Source organism: Mesonia ostreae (assembly GCF_031845265.1).
Taxonomy (GTDB): Bacteria; Bacteroidota; Bacteroidia; order Flavobacteriales; family Flavobacteriaceae; genus Mesonia; species Mesonia ostreae.
The window spans coordinates 56,351-78,549 of record NZ_JAVRBG010000016.1 but is presented as its reverse complement, the minus strand read 5'-3'; the positions used below and the strand labels follow the sequence as shown (position 1 = coordinate 78,549).

Here is a 22,199-nt window from a genome sequence, read left to right as displayed (position 1 = left end):
AAAAAAATATAAAATAAATCTAAGATTTTTTTTGTTAGAAAGGAATAAAAGGTTGTATATTTGCACCCCGCTTTGGCGCGGTAGTTCATTGATTATTTAGGGATTGTTTTTCGAAAAAAAAAGTTTTAAATATTTTTTCAAAAAAGCCTTGTGATAGTAAAAATAAGTATTAGTTTTGCGTCCGCTTAGCGAATTAGTTGGGTGCGTTCTTAAAAAGTTTTGGCTTCTGAAAAAAAATAAAAATTATTTCAATTTTTATTTTGCCACAAAGAAAAAACGTTTTACATTTGCAGCCGCTAACACGATAAGTGTTAAGAGTTCTTAAAAAAATTAAATTTAAAATCCCTTGGATGGGCGAGAAAAGAAGAGGTTCGATTCCTTTTATTTTAACTAGAAAAGTTATGAGAGTAGCTTTTAAATAAGTTCATTGAAGTATTGAATTGACAGTGTATCTTTAGAATAGCGCAAGTTATTTAAAAAGAAACGAATAAAGATTAAGATTTTATAGAATAATTTTGAGTCTTTACTGAGATGTAAATTTCGGTAATTAAAAATTCCAGTTGATTAGTTATAGTATTGTAAAATTATAATGAAACAACGATGAAGAGTTTGATCCTGGCTCAGGATGAACGCTAGCGGCAGGCTTAACACATGCAAGTCGAACGGTAACATTGGTGCTTGCACCAGATGACGAGTGGCGCACGGGTGAGTAACGCGTATACAATCTGCCTATTACTGGAGTATAGCCCGAAGAAATTTGGATTAACCCTCCATAGTATTAAGAGATGGCATCATTTTTTAATTAAAACTACGGTGGTAATAGATGAGTATGCGTCCCATTAGTTAGTTGGTAAGGTAACGGCTTACCAAGGCAGCGATGGGTAGGGGTCCTGAGAGGGAGATCCCCCACACTGGTACTGAGACACGGACCAGACTCCTACGGGAGGCAGCAGTGAGGAATATTGGACAATGGAGGCAACTCTGATCCAGCCATGCCGCGTGCAGGAAGACTGCCCTATGGGTTGTAAACTGCTTTTATAGAGGAAGAAACCTCTCTTTGCGAAGAGAATTGACGGTACTCTACGAATAAGGATCGGCTAACTCCGTGCCAGCAGCCGCGGTAATACGGAGGATCCAAGCGTTATCCGGAATCATTGGGTTTAAAGGGTCCGTAGGTGGACTAATAAGTCAGTGGTGAAAGTCTACAGCTTAACTGTAGAATTGCCATTGATACTGTTGGTCTTGAGTCATTATGAAGTGGTTAGAATGAGCGGTGTAGCGGTGAAATGCATAGATATCGCTCAGAATACCGATTGCGAAGGCAGATCACTAATAATGTACTGACACTGATGGACGAAAGCGTAGGTAGCGAACAGGATTAGATACCCTGGTAGTCTACGCCGTAAACGATGGTTACTAGCTGTTTGGTCGATTGAGACTGAGTGGCTAAGCGAAAGTGATAAGTAACCCACCTGGGGAGTACGTTCGCAAGAATGAAACTCAAAGGAATTGACGGGGGCCCGCACAAGCGGTGGAGCATGTGGTTTAATTCGATGATACGCGAGGAACCTTACCAGGGCTTAAATGTAGTCTGACGTACTTGGAAACAGGTATTTCTTCGGACAGATTACAAGGTGCTGCATGGTTGTCGTCAGCTCGTGCCGTGAGGTGTCAGGTTAAGTCCTATAACGAGCGCAACCCCTGTGGTTAGTTGCCAGCGAGTGATGTCGGGAACTCTAGCCAGACTGCCGGTGCAAACCGTGAGGAAGGTGGGGATGACGTCAAATCATCACGGCCCTTACGTCCTGGGCCACACACGTGCTACAATGGTAGGGACAGAGAGCAGCCACTTCGCGAGAAGGAGCGAATCTATAAACCCTATCACAGTTCGGATCGGAGTCTGCAACTCGACTCCGTGAAGCTGGAATCGCTAGTAATCGGATATCAGCCATGATCCGGTGAATACGTTCCCGGGCCTTGTACACACCGCCCGTCAAGCCATGGAAGCTGGGGGTACCTGAAGTCCGTTACCGCAAGGGGCGGCCTAGGGTAAAACTGGTAACTAGGGCTAAGTCGTAACAAGGTAGCCGTACCGGAAGGTGCGGCTGGAACACCTCCTTTCTAGAGCAAGTACTTTTAAGTACACGCGCAATACTAGAATCGACTACGGAACTCTAAAAGAGTTTTATAAGATCTTAATTCTGTCAATTTATATACTAAAGATAATGCAGTCTCATAGCTCAGCTGGTTAGAGCGCTACACTGATAATGTAGAGGTCGGCAGTTCGAGTCTGCCTGAGACTACGAAAGTAGTTAAAGGAAGAAGGCTACAATTTAATTAATAATTATGAAAGATTAATTATTGCTTAAAAAAGTTCATAAAGATTATAAAGGAAATTCTGGAAGTTGAGTAGTGGTTATAGTCTAACTACTAACTACTATGTACTAACTACTGGTATATGGGGGATTAGCTCAGCTGGCTAGAGCGCCTGCCTTGCACGCAGGAGGTCATCGGTTCGACTCCGATATTCTCCACTTTTTAATTAAGAATTGATAATTATTAATTTTTAATTATTGAACGTTCATTGACATATTGAAAGAATAAAGAATACGAGAGAACTCTGTAGCTTATTTATAAGCACAGAAAATAAATATATTAAATTAATTTACTAGAGATAGTAAAGAGCAATTTAGGTAAAAGACATAAGCTTTTTAAGGGCGTATGGGGAATGCCTAGGCTCTCAGAGGCGATGAAGGACGTGATAAGCTGCGAAAAGCTGCGGGGATTGGCACATACAAATTGATCCGCAGATATCCCAATGGGGCAACCCACTATACTGAAGGTATAGTATCCGCAAGGAGGCAAACCCGGAGAACTGAAACATCTAAGTACCCGGAGGAAGAGAAAACAATAGTGATTGCGCTAGTAGCGGCGAGCGAACGCGCAGAAGCCCAAACCATACCGTTTACGGACGTTATGGGGTTGTAGGACCACGACATTTAACACTCGATGAACTAGAACAAGTTGGAAAGCTTGGCCAAAGACGGTGACAGCCCGGTATAGGTAAAGGAAGTGAAGATAGTGGTATCCTGAGTAGTGCGGGGCACGTGAAACCCTGTATGAATCCGGCGGGACCATCCGCCAAGGCTAAATACTACTGAGAGACCGATAGTGAACCAGTACCGTGAGGGAAAGGTGAAAAGAACCTTGAATAAAGGAGTGAAATAGACCCTGAAACCATACGCTTACAAGCGGTCGGAGCAGACTTCGGTTTGTGACGGCGTGCCTTTTGCATAATGAGCCTACGAGTTACCGTTGCCAGCAAGGTTAAGATTTTAAGAATTGGAGCCGTAGCGAAAGCGAGTCTTAATAGGGCGATATAGTTGGTAGTGGTAGACGCGAAACCGTGTGATCTACCCTTGGGCAGGTTGAAGCTTTGTTAACCCAAAGTGGAGGACCGAACCCGTTGACGTTGAAAAGTCTTGGGATGACCTGAGGGTAGGGGTGAAAGGCCAATCAAACTCGGAAATAGCTCGTACTCCCCGAAATGCATTTAGGTGCAGCGATAATTTAGTTTTATAGAGGTAGAGCTACTGATTGGATGCGGGGGCTTCACCGCCTACCAATTCCTGACAAACTCCGAATGCTATAAAATGATTTTTATCAGTGAGGGCATGGGTGCTAAGGTCCATGTCCGAGAGGGAAAGAACCCAGACCATCAGCTAAGGTCCCCAAATATATGTTAAGTTGAATAAACGAGGTTGAACTGCTTAGACAGCTAGGATGTTGGCTTGGAAGCAGCCATTCATTTAAAGAGTGCGTAACAGCTCACTAGTCGAGCGGTTCGGCATGGATAATAATCGGGCATAAACATATTACCGAAGCTATGGACTTATGACATTAGTTATAAGTGGTAGGGGAGCATTGTAACAAATTTGAAGGTGTACTGCGAGGTATGCTGGATTGGTTACAAAAGAAAATGTAGGCATAAGTAACGATAATGCGGGCGAGAAACCCGCACACCGAAAGACTAAGGTTTCCTCAGCTATGCTAATCAGCTGAGGGTTAGTCAGGACCTAACGCGAACCCGAAAGGGGTAGTGGATGGACAAGCAGTTAATATTCTGCTACCTGCTTTACAACAAAAGTGACGGAGGCATAAACTTGGTGCGTACTGACGGAATAGTACGTTGAAGTAATCGATAAGATTACGATAGTACACTTAAGCTACGGCGGCGGTGATAATCCAGGGGAGTGACTTCCAAGAAAAGCGAGTAAAGCAGCCTGTACCGTAAACCGACACAGGTAGTTGGGATGAGAATTCTAAGGTGCTCGAGAGATTCATGGCTAAGGAACTAGGCAAAATAGACGCGTAACTTCGGGAGAAGCGTCGCCCACAGCAATGTGGGCCGCAGTGAAAGAGTCCAGGCGACTGTTTATCAAAAACACAGGGCTATGCTAAATCGAAAGATGATGTATATGGCCTGACACCTGCCCGGTGCCGGAAGGTTAAGAGGAGATGTTAGCATTAGCGAAGCATTGAATTGAAGCCCCGGTAAACGGCGGCCGTAACTATAACGGTCCTAAGGTAGCGAAATTCCTTGTCGGGTAAGTTCCGACCTGCACGAATGGTGCAACGATCTGGACACTGTCTCAGCCATGAGCTCGGTGAAATTGTAGTATCGGTGAAGATGCCGATTACCCGCTGTGGGACGAAAAGACCCCGTGAACCTTTACTATAGCTTAGTATTGACTTTGGACAAGTGATGTGTAGGATAGGTGGGAGACGTTGAAGCTGCATCGCCAGGTGTGGTGGAGTCATTGTTGAAATACCACCCTTTACTTGTTTGAAGCCTAACTTCCACTGGAAGGACAGTGCTTGGTGGGTAGTTTGACTGGGGTGGTCGCCTCCAAAAGAGTAACGGAGGCTTCTAAAGGTTCCCTCAACACGGTTGGTAATCGTGTGTAGAGTGCAATGGCAAAAGGGAGCTTGACTGAGAGACATACAGGTCGATCAGGTACGAAAGTAGAGCATAGTGATCCGGTGGTTCCGCATGGAAGGGCCATCGCTCAAAGGATAAAAGGTACTCCGGGGATAACAGGCTGATCTCCCCCAAGAGCTCATATCGACGGGGGGGTTTGGCACCTCGATGTCGGCTCGTCACATCCTGGGGCTGGAGAAGGTCCCAAGGGTTGGGCTGTTCGCCCATTAAAGTGGCACGCGAGCTGGGTTCAGAACGTCGTGAGACAGTTCGGTCTCTATCTACAGTGGGCGCAAGAAATTTGAGTGGATCTGATCCTAGTACGAGAGGACCGGATTGGACAAACCTCTGGTGTACCAGTTGTTCCGCCAGGAGCACTGCTGGGTAGCTACGTTTGGAAGGGATAAGCGCTGAAAGCATATAAGCGCGAAACCCACCACAAGATGAGATTTCTTTAAAGGGTCGTGGGAGACTACCACGTTGATAGGCTATAGGTGTAAAGGCAGTAATGTCATAGCCAAGTAGTACTAATAACCCGTATAGCTTATGTACTCTTCCCCCGGGCAACTGGGGGAGGTAAATTCCTAATGCTATGTATATTATCTCGAAGTCTTTTTTATTTTTTCCATATGTCAACTTATTAGATGGCTGTTTGCTATAACAATCAAACACCTATCACCAGTTTAAGGTGATTATAGCAACGGGGCTCACCTCTTTCCATTCCGAACAGAGAAGTTAAGCCCGTTAGCGCAGATGGTACTGCTTATTGTGGGAGAGTATGTCGTCGCCTTTTTTTATAAACCCTTTACTTAGATTAAGTGAAGGGTTTTTTTTATGACCTTTTTTTAAGGATTAGACTAGGTAGATTTAGAGATAGGCCATACGATTGTAAAGCGACTTGGGACATTGTAACACTAGATTAACGCAGCGGGATACTCCCGAAGCTTTGGGGGTGCACCAGTCTTTATTTGGAAAATACATCTAATTATTTTTTGACTCGATTACAGTTTCGCTTTCCGACTACTTCAAAGAGATTGTGGCTTCGATACCCCCGAAATTTCGGGGCTGTTGAAAATAACTCAGCCACGTTACACTATTTTAGTTTCTATAGCAATAAATGTAATCACCTATTTTGTATATATTATCGAGATATCTATTCATAGTAAAGCATAAATCTAGATTAGAGTAAGATATTACTTCAGAAATTCGATAAGCATAATATAGAAAAAAATTCTCTTAAAATTATTTTTCTTTTAACTTTCATTTTTATTTTGACTTGAATCAAAGTAGTTGACTATAGAACATTTTTAGAATTAACTGTATCTGCTGAATTTGTTCAAAGAACATTAGATGCAATAAAATAACAACTAAAATAATTACATCTTTAAAACCAAAAAAGCCACTCAAAATATTTATACTTTGAGCAGCCTTTTATATAACTTAAACGGATATGATTTTACAATGTAAACTTACCGCTTATTGATACTTCCCCCAGAAACAGATTGTTTAAGCTTTTTCTTTTCTGGATCTCCATAATAATTAATAGACCCACCAGACGATGTATTAGCTTCTAAGTATTCTTTTGCTTCTATGCTTATATTGGCTCCAGAGCTTGTTTTGATTTTAGCATTTTTCACGAGTAGGTTTTTAGCATCAATTTCTGAACCGCTACTAGATTTCGAATTAAAGTTAATTGCCGTTCCTTTTAACTCTACAGAAGATCCGCTTGATGTTTTTATGTCTGCATTTTTAGTTTTAATGTCCAGCTTTATGGAAGAGCCACTACTGGTTTTTATGTCTAAATTTTCTATAGTAATTTTTTCATTGCTGGATAAACTGCTTCCGCTGGAAGTTTTGAAGCTAGCTATAGGTTGTCTGTGATACACTTTTAGTAGCTTGCTTCTGGCTCTATTGATAGTTTTTTCAGATTCTATTCTTAAGCTTCCGTTATGGAGTTCATATTCTAAAAGAGGAATTAAGTTTTCATTTGCTTTCATGATTATTTTATTTTTATCGGAAGAAATTAATTCTACTTTCCAACCCATGGCAATAGAAATTTCGTCAAAATCTTCGTTTAATGTTTTCTCTCTGGAAACTATTTCTCCCTTTCCCGTAACGCCATTATTAAAGTTAGCATTACAGGATAGTAGTAAAAATGATATAATAATACTTATAAATATTTTGGTTAGGGTAGTTAACATGATACTTTAGTTTTAATTATTAATCTTCCTATATTTTTGATTTACTTACTGATAGAGTATCCTTTTTTGCTTTTGTAGATTCTTCATTATCTTGATACCAATCTTCGTTGTCTTCTTCATCATCCATTTTTTCCTCATTTAAAAAAGAATCTTTTTTTGAATCTTTAAGAAACCGATTTTCAGAAGTGTCCGTATCGCAGTTAAAACAGTTTAGCTTGTTTTTTTCTACTACTAAGTAGTTAGATTCTTGTCCGCTTTCTAAAATATCTTCATACCTAGAATAGTTTCTATGGTATGTTCTGGTGTTCTCATCAGCAAAAAGAATAGATCCCTCAGGAAGGTATAAGGTAACCTTAACTTCTTGACTGAAATATTTATTTTTAAAATCCGTTGTAAAAAATCCGTCAAGGTATAGCGTGTTATTTATAAACTCCGTACTGAATACAATCTTATTAGCTCTTTCTCTAGCTTGGGTATAATCGTGTCCATTAGCAGATTTTACGATTTCAACTTTTGCCAAACTGTCGGTGATAGATTTTACTATGAGTCTGATGTCTTTAGAAAAGAGGATTTTTTCATTATTTTGATTGTATTTTATTTGCACATCGTCATCTCTTTCTAAAGAAGTATGCATCCAATTGTTATCTCTCATCTTAAGATATAAGGTGTCTTTAGAACGAATAGGGAGGTCTTGTTTGATGACTACATCTTCTTCAAAAGCTCTTTGTGAGGCTTGTCTTATTCCCAAAAAAGCAATCGTAAAAATACTTAAAAGCCATACTGCCAATAAGGTTAGTTTTGCAAAAGTTCCTATAGATTGTAAGTTATGAACGACAATTTTTAACCCTAATAAGAAGAGTAGAAATAAAGGTATCGCCGCTGTAAGGAAGAGGATTAGACTTGCCAACCAAATGGGAACCCCAATATCTACCATCTCTATATAATCCATCCAAGGGGCATTAAATATCCCAAAAGTTCCTAAACTTAACATACTAAAAAGCAGAGCGATTAAACCTACTCCTGCAAATAAAAGGATAAGAATTCCTATAAATTTTCCTATAATTTTTAGAAAGGTGACAATGAAATCTCCTAAAGATTGAAATAATTGAGAGCTCCCTTGATTCGCTTTTTGGGTGTATTTTTTATAATCTACATCTTTAAACTTATCAGAAACGGTATCAAAACCCTCTTTCACCTTTTTTTCGATATTGCTAATATTGATAGGCTCGCCCTTCATTTCTAATTTTTCTGAAGTGGTAAGCGCTTCTGGAACAATAATCCAGAAAATAATGTAGACGAGAATAAAACTTCCTGAAGATATGATGGTAAGCAGTACAAAAAGTATTCTTACCCAAATGGAATCAATATGTAGGTAATGCGCTAGTCCAGAACTTACTCCTGCGATGTAACTATCGTCACGGTCTCTATAAAGTTTTTTAGGTTTTTTGCTTTTAGTAGTATTATTACGATCACTTCTAGGTTCTTCATCTTCAAAAATATCATCATCTACTCTATAATCTTCGGGTTGCCCCATGATTTCTATGACAGCTTCTACTTCGCGAATGCTTACGACTTGCTTTTCAGACCTCATTTTTTCTGAAAACAATTCAGCAATACGAGCTTCTATATCTTGAATAATCTCTTCTCTTCCTTGAGCATCTGTAAAAGATCTTTTAATAGCATTTAAGTAATCATTCAGCTTTAAAAAAGCATCCTCATCGATGTGGAAGAAAATTCCGGCTAGGTTAATATTTACGGTTTTATTCATGAGAGTTATTTTTTTGAGTTGTAACAATAGTGACAGCCGTTTGAAGGTTGTCCCAAGTAGTAGAGAGTTCGGTTAAAAAAAGTTGTCCGGTTTCGGTTAAACCATAGTATTTTCTTGGCGGTCCGCTAGTAGATTCTTCCCATCTATAACTAAGCAGACCTGCGTTTTTAAGTCGGGTTAAAAGCGGATAAATTGTCCCTTCTACAACCAGTAGTTTGGCGTCTTTAAGGGTTTCTAATATTTCTGCTACATAGGCGTCCTTATCTTTGAGAATAGAGAGTATGCAATATTCTAAAACCCCTTTTCGCATTTGCGCCTTGGTGTTTTCAATTTTCATAGGCTTTCATTTTGAGTGTTGTGAAACTGTTCATTTTTTGATGATGATGTAAGAAATGATTTCTTATTTAGGATGTGAAGACTTAAAGGGTATTTAAAATTCTTTCCCTCACTAACACTTATACTTGCTTGTATCACGCATAATACATCAAAAAGGAAAATGGCTAATCCAGTGATAATAACTACAGCGAAATAAATAAGATATGGACCAAGGATAAAGTCTTTGGTGTTGGAAATGTTAAGGCCGTTTTCTGAAAAGTAGAATTCATTTAGGTGTCCAAAATTAAATCCTAAAATAATAGCAGCGATGAGACTTGTGCCAATCCAAAGCGCGTAGTAAACATAAATTGTTAATTGAAAGTTGAGCGATTCTTTACTTTGCTCTACCACAAAGGCTTCTTTTTTCTTAACCACTAAAATACTTAACGGAATTAATAGATTTCCAAATGGTAAGAAATACTTGCTAAAAGTACTTGCGTGAGTGGCGACAGACCAGGTTTTATTTTCTATAGTAGGCATAAGACATTATATTACTATGCAAATATATGTCTATTAAAAGGTATTATGCAATACAAAGTACTAAAATTTAACAAATAATTTTACTCTGAAGGTGAATTAGGTATCTAAAAAATGAATAACTTACGTCAAAAAGATATGCTTAGTCCTAGTAAAATTAACTGGTTTACGTTTTTTAAGTTACCTGCAAGTTGGTGGAGCGGAGTGAGATTGAAAAAAATTAACGAAGAGGCTTGTGAAACCTCTGTAAAATTTAGGTGGATTAATCAAAACCCTTTCAACTCGATGTACTTTGCGGTTCAAATGATGGCTGCAGAATTAAGCACTGGAGCTTTGGTAATGATCTACATACGCAGTCATAAACAATCTATATCTATGCTAGTGGCTAGAAATAAAGCTGAGTTTACTAAAAAAGCAACTGGGCGAATTACCTTTACTTGTCTTGACGGAATTAAAATTAAAAAAGCGATCGAAAAAGCATTAGAAACCAAAGAACCTCAAACTTGTTGGATGCAAGCTAAAGGACTGAATGAGAAGGGGGAAATGGTTTCCACTATGGATTTTGAATGGACCATTAAAGTGAAATCTTAAAAAAAAGTTAACCCCATACGTTAAATAATTATAATTTTTTGCATATTTTTAAGCTAAAGTGTAAATAAATGCTTAAATTCAGTTTCAATTTAAATATATCGTTTATAGAACACCTCTACCTTAACTAACTTATAATAATTTGAATTATGTCTAGAGCGATGTTTGAATACACCAAAACCGTCTTGCAAAAGGTGAGTTTTGATGTTGTTTTGTTTTGCAAAGAAGTTGAAAAAGCAGTTTCCCGTCTTTTACCCCATGAAGTGGATGAATTGAGAGACTATATTTTACTTTTGGTAAGTCAAAACCCGAATCTAAAAGATTCGTTAATCTATTTAAAAGCATAAAATAAAAAAATGCGATGTTTTTAAACATCGCATTTTTTTATTTTTTAGGCAACGGACTAATAATCTTTACATTTTGAAATGCTATTGCTCCTTTTATAACTCCAGCAATAATTTGATGCAATGCCTCTATTATTTGAATTTTTAATTCACTCTTATGAAAGATAATACTCACCGATCTTGCTGGTATAGGTTCTTCAAACATTTTTAAATTTTCTTTCTCTTTCTCGTGTAAATCTAAGGTGTGTAAATAAGGCAATAAAGTCATGCCCATTCCTTCATTAGAAAGTTTTATTAGCGTTTCAAAACTTCCGCTTTCTAATTGAAAAGAACTCTCCTCATAACTCTTATTCGTTTTGCATAAGTTAAGAATCCCTTCTTTAAAGCAATGACCATCTTCTAAAAGTAAAATTTGATCAATATTTAAATCATCTACATTTAATTTCTTGTTAGGGTATAACGGGTGGCTTGGTGGCACATACGCCACAAAAGGCTCGTAATATAAAGCCCATTCTTTTATATTCTCTTGTTCTAGTGGTGTTGCAGCAATCGCGGCATCTAGATGACCGTCTTTGAGCTTTTCAATAATAGCTTCGGTATGCAGCTCTTCAATCTTAAGTTTTACCTTAGGATATTTATTGGTGAAATTCCTTAAAAACATGGGAAGCAACGTGGGCATTACGGTTGGAATTATCCCTAAGCGAAACTCTCCTCCAATAAAACCTTTTTGCTGATCTACAATATCCTGAATTCGATCACTTTCATTTACAATATTTTTTGCCTGATGCACTATTTTTCTACCTACATCGGTTAATTCAATAGGTTTTTTAGATCTATCAAATATTTGAATCTTTAATTCTTCCTCTAGCTTTTGTATTTGCATACTCAACGTAGGTTGCGTTACAAATACTTTTTGAGCAGCTTTGGTAAAGTTTTGATATTCGGCGACAGCCAAAACATAATGCAGTTGAGTAATCGTCATAGTAAAAAGCTTTATAAAGCAAAGATACTTATACCATCAGATAAATTTATTAATGTTTTCTAAAAATATAAGATTTTCTTATACTTGAAACTTAATAGTCACTTCTTTTACCGTTGTTTTTACTTCAAATTTGGCATCCTCCCAAGTAGGAGGTCCCACCAATACAGGATTGTTTGAAACCCCGTATCTCTCTTTAGGCATTCCGCTGGATTAAAAGTCCATTTGTTTATTTCCGTTTTATCATGAAAAGAAGAGATAGCATAGCTGCCGTAAGGAACATCTTTAAAAGTTATGATCGCTTTACCATCCTTAATTTTAGAAGTTGCAGAAAAATCCGGTTTGGTCTTCATAAAACCTTCCTGTGGACATACCTAAAAGAATTTCTCCATCATCATTAGCGATATTCTCAATAATGATGTTCATGGTTGCGGTCCCTTGCGCAGTAATCTGCTGAGAAACTGCCATTAACAAAAGTAAAAATAAAGTTTTCATAAGTTGAGTTTTTAGATTGTAGCACAAAGTAAAACATATCCTAAGTTATAAAATATTGTAAGAACTCAACTGTAATAAGAGAAGAATGAACTGTAAGCTATTCTATAAAAGACCCCTGGCTTTAATTTCTAAATACTTATTTATGGTATTGATAGAAAGGTCGTTTGGGGCAGTTAATATGGTCTGTATGCCATGTTTTTCTAATTCTTTAGCCATAAAATATTTATCGTTCTTAAACTGGTTGGCGATGGTTTGCTCGTAAATGCTAGATAAATTTTCTGGGTCTTCCTCGCTAAATTTTTCCAACTCTGTATTTTTAAAGAAAATTACCACCAACACATGCTTTTTAGAAATGGCTTTTAAGTAGGGGAGTTGTCGTTGTAAAGAAGAAATATGCTCGAAGTTGGTGTAAAGCATCAATAGACTACGCTGGGTAATTTTTCTCTTTAAATGCGCATATAATAACCCAAAATCACTGTCTAAAAACTTAGTGTCTACGTTGTATAACTGATTTAAAATAAGTTGCAGCTGAGTCATTTTACTGCTGGCAGGTAAATAGTTACCAATCTTATGAGAAAAGCTAAGCATACCTACTTTGTCTTTTTTCTTAAGTGCAATATTAGAAAAAGCCAAAGTGCTATTAATCGCATAATCTACCAATTTAAGCTCATCAAAAGGCATTTTCATCACTCTACTTGTATCGATAATAGAATAAATAGGTTGAGATTTTTCATCTTGGTATTGATTCACCATAATCCCTTGATGCTTGGCAGTTGCCTTCCAGTTAATGGTTCTTATATCATCTCCTTGCACATATTCTTTAATTTGTTCAAACTCCATCGTATGACCAATACGTCTTATTTTTTTAAGACCTATTTGAGAAATTCGGTTGTCAATTGCCAAGAAATCGTATTTCTTCATTTGAATAAAAGAAGGAAACACTTTTACCATTTGATCCTTATTAAAGGTATATCTTCTTTTAATTAGGTTGATAGGAGACGAAACATATGCATTTAAATTGCCAAAGACATATTCGCCGCGTTCTACTGGTCTTAATCCATAGGAGGTACTTATTTTTTTCCTTGGCGGAATAGAAACTGTTTTTAAAAAATATCTCTTTTGGAACTGCACTGGAATCTCTTCAATAAGCTCTACGTTTACCTTTACGGAAGCTTTACTCTGAAGCTCTATATTTACTGAATTAAGGTCACTATTCGAGAATTTGTCGGGTAGAATGCGCTCGGCTTTTAAGCTATTTTGCTTAAAAAGCAGCACCATATCTGCTAAGGTGAGTAGTAAAAAAGCTAAAGCTAATAACCATACATAAGCATACATGGGCGTAAGCCAATAACTGACTAAAAATAGCACAGCAAAAACGCCTATCGCAAGGAAGAAGCGGGTATGAAAATATAAAGATTTAAAAAACTGAATCACGCTTACCTTGGGATTTCAATAGATTTGGTAATCATTTCCACTACATTTTCAGTAGTCATGCCTTCCATTTCTCTTTCTGGAGAAAGAATAATTCGGTGTCTTAATACGGGATTTAATACTTTTTTTACATCTTCAGGGATTACAAAATCTCTTCCGTAGACCGCAGCGTAAGCTTTAGAAGCATTCATAATCGCAATAGAGGCTCTTGGTGATGCTCCTAAAAATAAATGGGAATGATTTCTCGTTCTACTAACAATTTCTGCAATGTAGTTGATGATTTTTTCTTCGATCACTACCTCGTGAACCTGACTTCTAAACGTATTTAGCAATTCTGGAGTTAGTACAGCTTCAATTAAATCTAAAGGTTTTTTCTCTTTTCTTTGGTGGTGAGATTTTAAAATCTCTACCTCTTGTTCCAAATTAGGATACTCTACTTTTATTTTAAATATAAAACGATCCAGTTGTGCTTCGGGTAAAGCATACGTCCCTTCTTGTTCTATGGGGTTTTGTGTGGCAAGAACCATAAAAGGAGGATCCATTTTATACTCCTTTCCGTCCATGGTTACTTGGCGTTCTTCCATAACTTCGAAGAGAGCAGCTTGGGTTTTTGCCGGCGCCCGGTTAATTTCATCAATCAAAACGATATTCGAGAAAATAGGTCCGGGTTTAAACTCAAAATTAGAACTCGTCGAATTTAAAATAGACGTTCCCAAGACATCACTCGGCATCAAATCTGGTGTAAATTGAATTCTATTAAATTCAGTTTTAATCGATTTTGCAAAAAGCTTCGCCGTAATGGTTTTTGCAATCCCTGGCACTCCTTCAATCAAAACGTGCCCTTCTGCCAAAAGACCTACGATTAGAAGTTCTATAAAGTTTTCTTGACCAATAATTACTTTCGCCAATTGTGCCTTTAAACTTTCTACCGCTTGTTTTAATTGCTCCAAATTAAGCCGGTTATCAAACTGGATAGATTGTTCTTTTTCTAAATTATTCTCTGGTGATGTTGCCTCGTTTTCCATTCAAAAATTAGGGTTTGAAGTTGGTAATTCTATAATTGATTTCTTTGAGTTCTTCTTTAGAAATCGCAGTATTTTGTTGCTGAAGTTGTAAATAGTCTATAAGTTCTTTTACATCTTCATAGGGATGATCTGTTTTATGAGCAATATCGCTAATTAAATTGGTATTGCTCGCTTGAGTATTGATATGGTATTTTTGTCTTAAATCTAAGTAAAATTGATCGATCATTTTATGCGCAATGCCAGTATGATCATTTCTTTCTAAATACATTCCTGCAATGGTTTGGGTGTATTCATAGGTTTTATTCTTTAACGGATTTCTTATCGGAATGCTTTTTTGCTTCCTTTTCCCTTCAAAAAGTACAAATACAATAGCTCCAATCAATATAAAATAATAGGACCATTTTAAATACTTATTGTTGAGCAAAATATAAAGCGGCGAAGTATTGAAGGTTTTTCCTCCAGAATAATGGTTGTCCCAATAAAAATGAGCGGCATTCATATCTAAATAGGAAAGTACTTTTTGAGTATACCTGTATTGCTGTCCCTTAGAAAGTAAGAAAAAATTACTGAATACTTCTGGAGACGAATGAATTAATATGTTGCCTTTTCCAAACGGAGCTTCTATAAAATTGATAAAATCTTCAGGTTCTTTTAGGTTTTCGTCTTTAATCTTTACCAAGCCTAAAACGCGTTGATTAAGCGTATCTATCTCATTAAAATGGACAATTTCTTTATCTTTCTGAAAAGTGTGTAACGAATCTGATATTAATTGAGGATTCACTAAGTTATACTGCGGAAAATTTTCCAATCCGTTTTTTCTAACTCGGCTCTTCTGACTCAGTTTTAAGGTGTCTAAAAGAGTGCTGCCAATATTGTTACTTGCTACGAAAAGCGTATTCCCTTTGTCTACCCAATTCAGTAATTGTTTTGCTTCGGCTTTATCAAACATTAAAGAGTTTCCTATAAAGAAATAGGTTCCTGACTCAATTCCGCCGTATTTTAAAAATTCAAAAGGCGGTACGTTAATTTCTTCTAAATTGGAGACCTTTTTTTCTAGTTCCTGAAAGAAAACAAATGTTCCTAAAGGAATTTTATCTTTGTTGGAGTAGGAGGGAAACCAATTGACAGGCTCTTTTTGATTGGCTTCAAAAAAAACCAAAGAACCCAATAGGAGAATCAAGACTCCTAATAATATTTTATAACGCTTAGTCATGCGAAGGAGAATTAATTTGCTGTTTTAGCGTTAAAAAATCTTCCTCTGCAGTTTTGTATTGCTGCGAATTGATAGAGAAATTTCCATACCATACAAAATCGTACAAGTGGGTTAGTTTTTCAAAAGGATTGCTAAGTTGGTCTGATTTGATTTCCTTCAGGTAATCTTCATTTGTTTTTTCTTGCTCGTACGCAATCAGCTGATTGTCTTTTAGTTCTCTTAAAATAAGAAGGTAGTAAAACCGTACGGCTAATCTTAAATCGCCATTTGCGATGGCTTCCTCAATGAGCGCTTCAATATTTTTATTCTCTATGATTTCTTGCTCTTCCGATAAGAAAACTTCTTGCTCCTTATTTTTAGTACCCAAACCTTTTCCAGGATTTAGTTTGATAAAAAGCCAAACGATGAGGGCTATAATACCACCAATAACTAAGTAAGGAATAGATTTCAGTAAAAATCCTACAAATCCTTTGGCTTCTAAATCGCCGAAAAGATAATTCCAAATCGTATCAAAAATATTAAAAAGCCAGCGCTTAAAATTGCTCCACCAGCTTTCTACTTGCTCTTCTTCTAAATAGTTAAACGCATCTTGTTCTTTATATTTCTCTAAGCTTTCTTTCTGAAAATTTACAGGAGTTACATTTTCTCTCTTGTCATAGGTTACTTCTTTAATAGAATCGTTTTTGACTAAGGTTTCCGCTTGTACCGAAAAGCTAGATATCGCACAAAAAAGAAGAATAAAGAGTAGCTGCCGCATGGTTTATTGGTTTCCTAAGCTTTCAATTTCTTCATAAGTACCAGATTGATTTTTCTTTTCATTAAGGTTAAAATAGATGAAAATACAGGCTACAACAAAGATGATGTAAAATAAATATTGACCAATACTAGAAATGGTAGTTAGAATCACGTAACCCCAGTCAAACATAGAACTAGGATCGCTAAGACTTCCTTCTTGAGACATCGTAAAACCTTTTACAAACATATAAATGATAGCTGGTAATTGAAAAATAAGGCTAAGAATATAGACCAAAATATACGTAATCAACATAGCTAAAAACGACATCCACCAGTTGTTTTTTATCAATTGAAAGGAATACGAGAAAGATTCTCCAATGCTTAAATTATCAAACGCATAAATAGAATACATAAAAGTAAGTACTACGCCAATATAGATGCCTGGTAAAAAACAGAGCATAAAACCTACAAAACTTAAAATCCCTATTAGAAAACTCATTCCTAAGTAATTAAGCCAATTCTCTTTTACAGCGATGCTCACCTTTTCAATCACAATAACTCCTTCATTTTTTATATAGGATTTTACGGCATAATGAATAGCGCTCACTAGAAAAGCATAAAATATAGCAGAAGCAACGAGCAAAATAAGAGAACCTAGAAAGATAGAAGAATAAAAATCTGCTAATCCGTTAGAAAAATCATCAGAACCGTTCATAATAGAAATAAGATCGAAGCTTTGCTGACTTGTAGAATAGGTGTAATAGGTAATCGCAAAAATCAAAATGATAAAAGGGATCGCCACGGTACTTAAAAGCACTTTAAATAAAGGCTTTACATTCTCTCTTATAAATTTGAAGGTATCGCTTAGAATTTCTCCAATCTCTCTTTCTTTCTTAAATTGTATGTAGGAATCAAACATGCTTTAGTTGTTTTTTATGAAGTTGAATAGGATAGATAATATAATAGTAAACAATTAAAAATAAGGATGCAGCAATTATAAAAATTGCTAACCAGTCTGGCATTTGGGTTTGGCGCGTTACAAATCCTTCTAAAAAACCGGCAATTATAAAAAATGGAATTGTACTGATGATAATTTTCAGTCCGTCTTTTATTCCGTTAATAAAAGATTGAAGTCGGGTGTAAGTTCCAGGAAAAAGAATACTTTTTCCCACCACAAGACCTGCGCAACCAGCAACAATAATTACAGAGATTTCTATGGTTCCATGAATCCAAATGGTTCTTACAGACTCCCACAACAAACCTTTGTCGTAAAAAAAGTATTGAAAAGAACCCAACATAATCGCATTTTTCATCAATACATATAAAGTGCCTAGACCTAAAAAGATGCCGAGAACATAGGCCATTAAGCCTACCCGAATATTATTAATAGTAATTCCCAAAAACATATTCATCTCTTGCATTTCTTTATAAACGCGCATGGGATCGCCTTTATCTATGTTATCTAAAGTCATATTAACATAGGCATCTCCCAAAATAGAGCGTACAAAAGCTTGCTCATTGGCAGCAGAATACGCACCTACGATACAAAATAGCGCAAAAACCAAGAAACTAATCAATAATTGCTTTTGATGTAGGTAAAATTGTTCTGGAAATTCCTTCAAAAAAAATGAAAATATTCTTCCTTTCGACTCTTTTTTAGTCTTATAAATCTTTTGATGCGCTTTCGCGGATAAAGAATTAAGGTAAAGTAATGTTTTACTTTTTGGGTAGAAAGTTTGCGCGTAACTTAAATGATCTGTGATTTCAATATATAAAGCGGAAAGTTCATCGGGTGAAATTTTTGCATTATTGTCAATAACATTTTCAAATGTTACCCATTTGTCCTTATTTTGCTTTACAAAAGCAGCCTCACGCATAATTAAAAATTAAGATTACCAAAGAAACATATTAAATGGATAACTATCAAATTGAAACTGCTCAAAATGTGGAGATATATCAAAATATCGCCAACTTAGGAGAACGTATCTTGGCATTTTTAATAGATACATTAATTATCATTGCCTATGGTCTTTTAACAGGAATAGCGGTTTCAAGTTTAGGCTTAGGGCGTGAAAACGAATGGATCTATATGGTGGTGATAGGTTTGCCTATGTTTTTATACCATTTGTTAATGGAAACCTTTAACAATGGGCAATCTTTGGGAAAAGCAGCTATGCATATTCGGGTAGTTAAATTAGATGGCTCAAAACCTGCTTTTTCTAACTATGCCATTCGCTGGTTGCTGCGAATGATAGATATTACGTTTACCACTGGCGCGGTTGCTGTATTTGCTTTTTTATTTAATTCTAAGGGGCAACGCTTGGGAGATATTGCAGCCACAACAACGGTTATTTCTGAAAAACAAAAAATAACGGTTCACCATACCTTAATGGCATCGCTGCCAGACGGGTATCAGCCCAAATATCCACAGGTGACCGTATTTTCTGATGAAGAGATGCAGCAAATCAAGAACATATTTCAAAAGGCGAAAAGAGAACAAAAGCATGCGGTAATTTTAGCCTTAGCCAAAAAATCATCTCAAATGATGCAGATTAGCTTAGATGAAAAACCTCTTATGTTTATCGATACTATTATTTTAGATTATAATTTTTATACCCAGCAGTAGATGGATTACTTATTAATTATGGACATTTTGGGAACCGTTGCGTTCGCCATTTCAGGAGTATTGACGGCGATGAAAAAGCGGATGGATGCGTTTGGTATTTTAATTATTGCCTTTGTAACTGCGGTAGGTGGAGGTACCCTAAGAGATATTTTAATTGGTTTCCCCGTTACTTGGATGCGCAACCTAACCTATGTACACGTGATTCTTATTACCACCATTGTAGCTGCACTTTTTAGAAGTAAATTGGTGTACTTAAGAAGATCCCTTTTTTTGTTTGATACGATTGGGATAGGTCTATATACCGTTGTAGGAATTCAAAAAGCAATCTCTATTGGGTTGCCTCCTGCGATTTGTGTTGCTATTGGGACTATGAGCGCTTGTTTTGGTGGGGTAATTCGAGATATTTTATGTAATGAGATTCCGGTAATTTTCAGAAAGGAAATTTATGCTACTGCTTGTATTTTGGGAGGGGTAAGTTACTTTGTATTGGTTAAATTGGGATTGTCGCAAAATATAACCTTCATCATTTCTGGAGTCGTGGTAATTTTAGCAAGATTACTCGCAGTGATTTTCAAGTTACAGCTACCTTCCGTTTACGGAAAAGAAGAAGAGTCTAACGAAGCACCTTAATTTTCATAGTAATGTTTTTCTTAGGCCATTCACTTTGGTCTACTTCTACTTGCGCTATTTTATCTACCACATCCATACCGCTAATGACTTTGCCAAAAACAGTATGGTCATTGTCTAAATGATGCGCGCCATTTTCCCCTTGAACAATAAAAAACTCAAATGGGGAAGAAGCTTTACTTACATTTTGTTCGCTATATTTCGCTGCAGAAAAGGCACCACGTAGATGTGTGTTTTGGACTTTAAATTCATTGGGAATTAAATAGGAGCCTACTTTGTGTCTTACTTGGTGTGTTTCTTCCAAATCACTATTACCACCTTGAATGACGAAATCTTTGGCGACGCGATGAAAAAAGGAAGTATCGAAATAACCCATTTTCACCAATCTTAGAAAATTAGCACGATGTAGCGGTGTATTTTTATATAATCTTACTGTAATGTTTCCAAAAGAAGTGGAAATTTCTACTAAGGTTTCTGGGTTCTCCTTTGCGTATTGGGTTAAGAAGGGTATGAGTTTTTCTTGCTCAAGAGTTTCAATTTCATTTAAATCTACACTAAAATTCTTTCCGCCTTTAGGTATTTTTACAGCATTTAAAAGACTATCCCGCTTTTTTTCTTTTTCAAGTTCTATTTTTGTCTTCTCTATCTTTTTTTGTTCAGATTTAGTATCTTCACAACTAAGATTGATTAAGAGAATTAACGCAATAATAAAGGAATATCTAGATGACATTTTCTGAATTTAAAAAATCTATTTCAAAAATAGAAAAAATTGATTTATTTGGGGAGAAAGCGCATATGGAAATGTCACCTAATTTTAGGACCAAAGAATTAAGGGAGTTGGATGTGGTTAAAAAGAATCCGCGTAAAGCGGCAGTTCTAGCTCTATTTTATCCTAATAAAAATAATGAAACGCATATTGTTCTCATTCTTAGAAAAACATATAAAGGAGTGCATTCTGCTCAAATTGGTTTCCCTGGCGGTAAAATTGAATTAACAGATAAAGATTTAAAAGACACCGCAATTAGAGAAACCTATGAGGAAGTGGGGGTGCGCCCAGAGAATATTAATATTTTAAAAACGCTTACCAAAATCTATATACCGCCTTCTAATTTTTGGGTGCATCCTTTTATAGGAATAACCAATCACACTCCAAACTTTGTAAGACAAGAAACCGAAGTAGAGCGAATCTTAGAAGTGAAACTAGAAGATTTTTTAAATGATTCTAGCTTAGTGCAAAAAAGATTAAGCACTTCTTATGCTACAGATGTAGATGTGCCAGCATTTCTTCTGAATGGTCATGTGGTTTGGGGAGCAACAGCTATGATGCTTAGCGAAGTAAAGATGGTCTTGAAAAACTTAATATAAAGAACGCTTTTTGTATATTAGCCGTCTTTTAAATTTAAAAAATAACTATGGGATTATTCAAAAGAAGTCCTTTTGGTCACCTTTTATTTATAAAAAAATGGATCATTAGAATTTTAGGTGTAATTACGCATCGTCGTTACCGCGGATTTAATCAATTACAAATTGAAGGATCTGAAATTATAAAAGACCTTCCAGATAGAAATGTGCTTTTTATCTCCAATCACCAAACCTATTTTGCAGATGTAGTAGCGATGTTTCACGTCTTTAATGCTAGTTTAAGCGGAAGGACAAACTCCATAAAAAATGTAATGTATTTATGGAATCCTAAATTAAACCTCTATTACATCGCCGCCAGAGAGACCATGAGAGCTGGAGTATTGGCAAGAATTTTTTCATATGCGGGCGCAATTACTGTGGAACGAACTTGGAGAGATAAAGGGAAAGATGTAAACCGCCAAGTGAAAATGAGCGATATCACCAGTATTGGAACTGCTTTAGATGACGGTTGGGTGATTACCTTCCCTCAAGGAACGACCAAACCTTGGAAACCTATACGAAAAGGAACGGTTCATATTATTAGAAAATATAATCCGGTGGTGGTACCTATTGTCATTGACGGGTTTAGAAGATCTTTCGATAAAAAAGGAATTAGAGTCAAGAAAAAAGGAATCTTACAATCTATAGTGATTAAAGAGCCTATGGAGTTTACCGATGAAGAATCTGTAGAAAGCATTATTGAAAGGCTCGAAATGGCAATAGAACAGCATTCTTCTTTCGTAAAAGTAATCCCTAAAGAAGTTCTCTTAGAGCAAGAAAAATTAAATGAACAAAGAAGATATAGCTATAAGGAGTAAAATTTATTTTAAATTTTAACATCAATTTTATACTATGGCAGGATGCTTGTAGTTATTGATACAGATGTTAAAAACTAATTTTCAATTGGTTATGATTAACATTTAATTAAATTTG

The 22,199-nt window shown here is 36.4% G+C and carries 20 protein-coding genes, 2 tRNA genes, 3 rRNA genes and 1 pseudogene; 11 read left to right on the top strand and 15 right to left on the bottom strand.

Features of this window, described 5'->3' with window-relative positions; translation table 11 throughout:
- Positions 1–597 precede the first annotated feature (597 nt).
- The 5 genes from RLT85_RS13775 (at position 598) to rrf (ending at position 5,774) form a co-directional block, all read left to right on the top strand.
- Positions 598–2,121 (top strand): 16S ribosomal RNA (locus RLT85_RS13775).
- A gap of 108 nt (positions 2,122–2,229) precedes the next feature.
- A tRNA-Ile gene (locus tag RLT85_RS13770) sits at positions 2,230–2,303 on the top strand.
- Between the two features lie 157 nt (positions 2,304–2,460).
- Positions 2,461–2,534, top strand: a tRNA-Ala gene (locus RLT85_RS13765).
- A 166-nt stretch (positions 2,535–2,700) separates the two neighbouring features.
- Positions 2,701–5,533 (top strand): 23S ribosomal RNA (locus RLT85_RS13760).
- 132 nt (positions 5,534–5,665) lie between these two features.
- Positions 5,666–5,774 (top strand): 5S ribosomal RNA (gene rrf / locus RLT85_RS13755).
- Together the 16S, 23S and 5S rRNA genes with 2 tRNA genes alongside form the textbook arrangement of a ribosomal RNA operon.
- A gap of 676 nt (positions 5,775–6,450) precedes the next feature.
- Here rrf and RLT85_RS13750 read toward each other — a convergent pair.
- Genes RLT85_RS13750 through RLT85_RS13735 form a run of 4 tightly spaced genes read right to left on the bottom strand, consistent with a single transcriptional unit; the run spans position 6,451 to position 9,805 of the window.
- Positions 6,451–7,182, bottom strand: coding sequence for a head GIN domain-containing protein (locus RLT85_RS13750; RefSeq protein WP_311402624.1), 732 nt, complete (start codon positions 7,180–7,182; stop codon positions 6,451–6,453).
- 28 nt (positions 7,183–7,210) lie between these two features.
- Positions 7,211–8,950 (bottom strand): PspC domain-containing protein, encoded by a 1,740-nt coding sequence (locus tag RLT85_RS13745; protein WP_311402623.1) that lies wholly within the window; start codon positions 8,948–8,950, stop codon positions 7,211–7,213.
- On the bottom strand, positions 8,943–9,287 hold the full coding sequence (locus RLT85_RS13740) for a PadR family transcriptional regulator (RefSeq protein WP_311402622.1): 345 nt from the start codon (positions 9,285–9,287) through the stop codon (positions 8,943–8,945). Before RLT85_RS13740 ends, RLT85_RS13745 begins: the two co-directional genes overlap by 8 nt.
- Entirely contained in the window at positions 9,284–9,805 is a 522-nt protein-coding gene (locus RLT85_RS13735; RefSeq protein ID WP_311402621.1) for a DUF4870 domain-containing protein, read from the bottom strand. Before RLT85_RS13735 ends, RLT85_RS13740 begins: the two co-directional genes overlap by 4 nt.
- 111 nt (positions 9,806–9,916) lie before the next feature.
- Here RLT85_RS13735 and RLT85_RS13730 point away from each other — a divergent pair, with 111 nt between their 5' ends.
- Together RLT85_RS13730 and RLT85_RS13725 are read left to right on the top strand one after the other, a co-directional pair.
- Complete coding sequence (locus RLT85_RS13730) at positions 9,917–10,393, top strand: DUF4442 domain-containing protein (protein WP_311402620.1); 477 nt, start codon at positions 9,917–9,919, stop codon at positions 10,391–10,393.
- A 146-nt stretch (positions 10,394–10,539) separates the two neighbouring features.
- Positions 10,540–10,737, top strand: a complete 198-nt coding sequence (locus RLT85_RS13725) for a hypothetical protein (RefSeq protein ID WP_311402619.1) — start codon at positions 10,540–10,542, stop codon at positions 10,735–10,737.
- A gap of 37 nt (positions 10,738–10,774) precedes the next feature.
- Here the strand turns inward: RLT85_RS13725 and RLT85_RS13720 are convergent, their stop codons facing one another.
- The 10 genes and pseudogenes from RLT85_RS13720 to RLT85_RS13680 all read right to left on the bottom strand — a co-directional run bounded on the left by RLT85_RS13720 (position 10,775) and on the right by RLT85_RS13680 (position 18,489).
- On the bottom strand, positions 10,775–11,716 hold the full coding sequence (locus RLT85_RS13720) for a hydrogen peroxide-inducible genes activator (protein ID WP_311402618.1): 942 nt from the start codon (positions 11,714–11,716) through the stop codon (positions 10,775–10,777).
- Between the two features lie 78 nt (positions 11,717–11,794).
- On the bottom strand, positions 11,795–11,917 hold the full coding sequence (locus RLT85_RS13715) for a DUF2141 domain-containing protein (protein WP_311402617.1): 123 nt from the start codon (positions 11,915–11,917) through the stop codon (positions 11,795–11,797).
- A gap of 68 nt (positions 11,918–11,985) precedes the next feature.
- Positions 11,986–12,066: pseudogene (locus RLT85_RS15105) on the bottom strand (hypothetical protein); the annotation flags it as partial.
- A complete protein-coding gene (locus RLT85_RS13710) occupies positions 12,032–12,208 on the bottom strand; it encodes a hypothetical protein (RefSeq protein WP_311402616.1) in 177 nt (58 codons plus the stop codon). The pseudogene RLT85_RS15105 and the gene RLT85_RS13710, both read right to left, overlap by 35 nt.
- Before the next feature lie 102 nt (positions 12,209–12,310).
- Positions 12,311–13,642 (bottom strand): DUF58 domain-containing protein, encoded by a 1,332-nt coding sequence (locus RLT85_RS13705; RefSeq protein WP_311402615.1) that lies wholly within the window; start codon positions 13,640–13,642, stop codon positions 12,311–12,313.
- Between the two features lie 2 nt (positions 13,643–13,644).
- Positions 13,645–14,664 (bottom strand): AAA family ATPase, encoded by a 1,020-nt coding sequence (locus RLT85_RS13700; protein ID WP_311402614.1) that lies wholly within the window; start codon positions 14,662–14,664, stop codon positions 13,645–13,647.
- Between the two features lie 7 nt (positions 14,665–14,671).
- On the bottom strand, positions 14,672–15,877 hold the full coding sequence (locus RLT85_RS13695; RefSeq protein WP_311402613.1) for a DUF4350 domain-containing protein: 1,206 nt from the start codon (positions 15,875–15,877) through the stop codon (positions 14,672–14,674).
- Positions 15,870–16,634 carry a DUF4129 domain-containing protein gene (locus RLT85_RS13690; RefSeq protein ID WP_311402612.1) on the bottom strand — a complete coding sequence of 255 codons (765 nt, stop codon included), beginning with the start codon at positions 16,632–16,634 and terminating at the stop codon, positions 15,870–15,872. The genes RLT85_RS13695 and RLT85_RS13690 overlap by 8 nt, the downstream gene beginning before the upstream one ends.
- Before the next feature lie 3 nt (positions 16,635–16,637).
- On the bottom strand, positions 16,638–17,531 hold the full coding sequence (locus RLT85_RS13685) for a hypothetical protein (RefSeq protein WP_311402611.1): 894 nt from the start codon (positions 17,529–17,531) through the stop codon (positions 16,638–16,640).
- Positions 17,524–18,489: a stage II sporulation protein M gene (locus RLT85_RS13680; protein WP_311402610.1), complete on the bottom strand. Its 966-nt coding sequence runs from the start codon at positions 18,487–18,489 to the stop codon at positions 17,524–17,526. The genes RLT85_RS13685 and RLT85_RS13680 overlap by 8 nt, the downstream gene beginning before the upstream one ends.
- A 35-nt stretch (positions 18,490–18,524) precedes the next feature.
- On the opposite strand from RLT85_RS13680, the gene RLT85_RS13675 reads away from it, so the two are divergent.
- Positions 18,525–19,238 carry an RDD family protein gene (locus RLT85_RS13675; protein ID WP_311402609.1) on the top strand — a complete coding sequence of 238 codons (714 nt, stop codon included), beginning with the start codon at positions 18,525–18,527 and terminating at the stop codon, positions 19,236–19,238.
- On the top strand, positions 19,239–19,868 hold the full coding sequence (locus RLT85_RS13670; RefSeq protein ID WP_311402608.1) for a trimeric intracellular cation channel family protein: 630 nt from the start codon (positions 19,239–19,241) through the stop codon (positions 19,866–19,868).
- Here RLT85_RS13670 and RLT85_RS13665 read toward each other — a convergent pair.
- The gene (locus RLT85_RS13665; RefSeq protein WP_311402607.1) at positions 19,852–20,595 is read right to left on the bottom strand and encodes a peptidylprolyl isomerase; all 744 of its coding nucleotides are present in this window, start codon (positions 20,593–20,595) and stop codon (positions 19,852–19,854) included. The two genes, RLT85_RS13670 and RLT85_RS13665, sit on opposite strands and share 17 nt — an antisense overlap.
- Here RLT85_RS13665 and RLT85_RS13660 point away from each other — a divergent pair.
- Complete coding sequence (locus RLT85_RS13660; RefSeq protein WP_311402606.1) at positions 20,589–21,230, top strand: NUDIX hydrolase; 642 nt, start codon at positions 20,589–20,591, stop codon at positions 21,228–21,230. The two genes, RLT85_RS13665 and RLT85_RS13660, sit on opposite strands and share 7 nt — an antisense overlap.
- A 47-nt stretch (positions 21,231–21,277) precedes the next feature.
- Positions 21,278–22,084, top strand: a complete 807-nt coding sequence (locus tag RLT85_RS13655) for a lysophospholipid acyltransferase family protein (protein ID WP_311402605.1) — start codon at positions 21,278–21,280, stop codon at positions 22,082–22,084.
- The last annotated feature ends 115 nt before the right edge of the window (positions 22,085–22,199 follow it).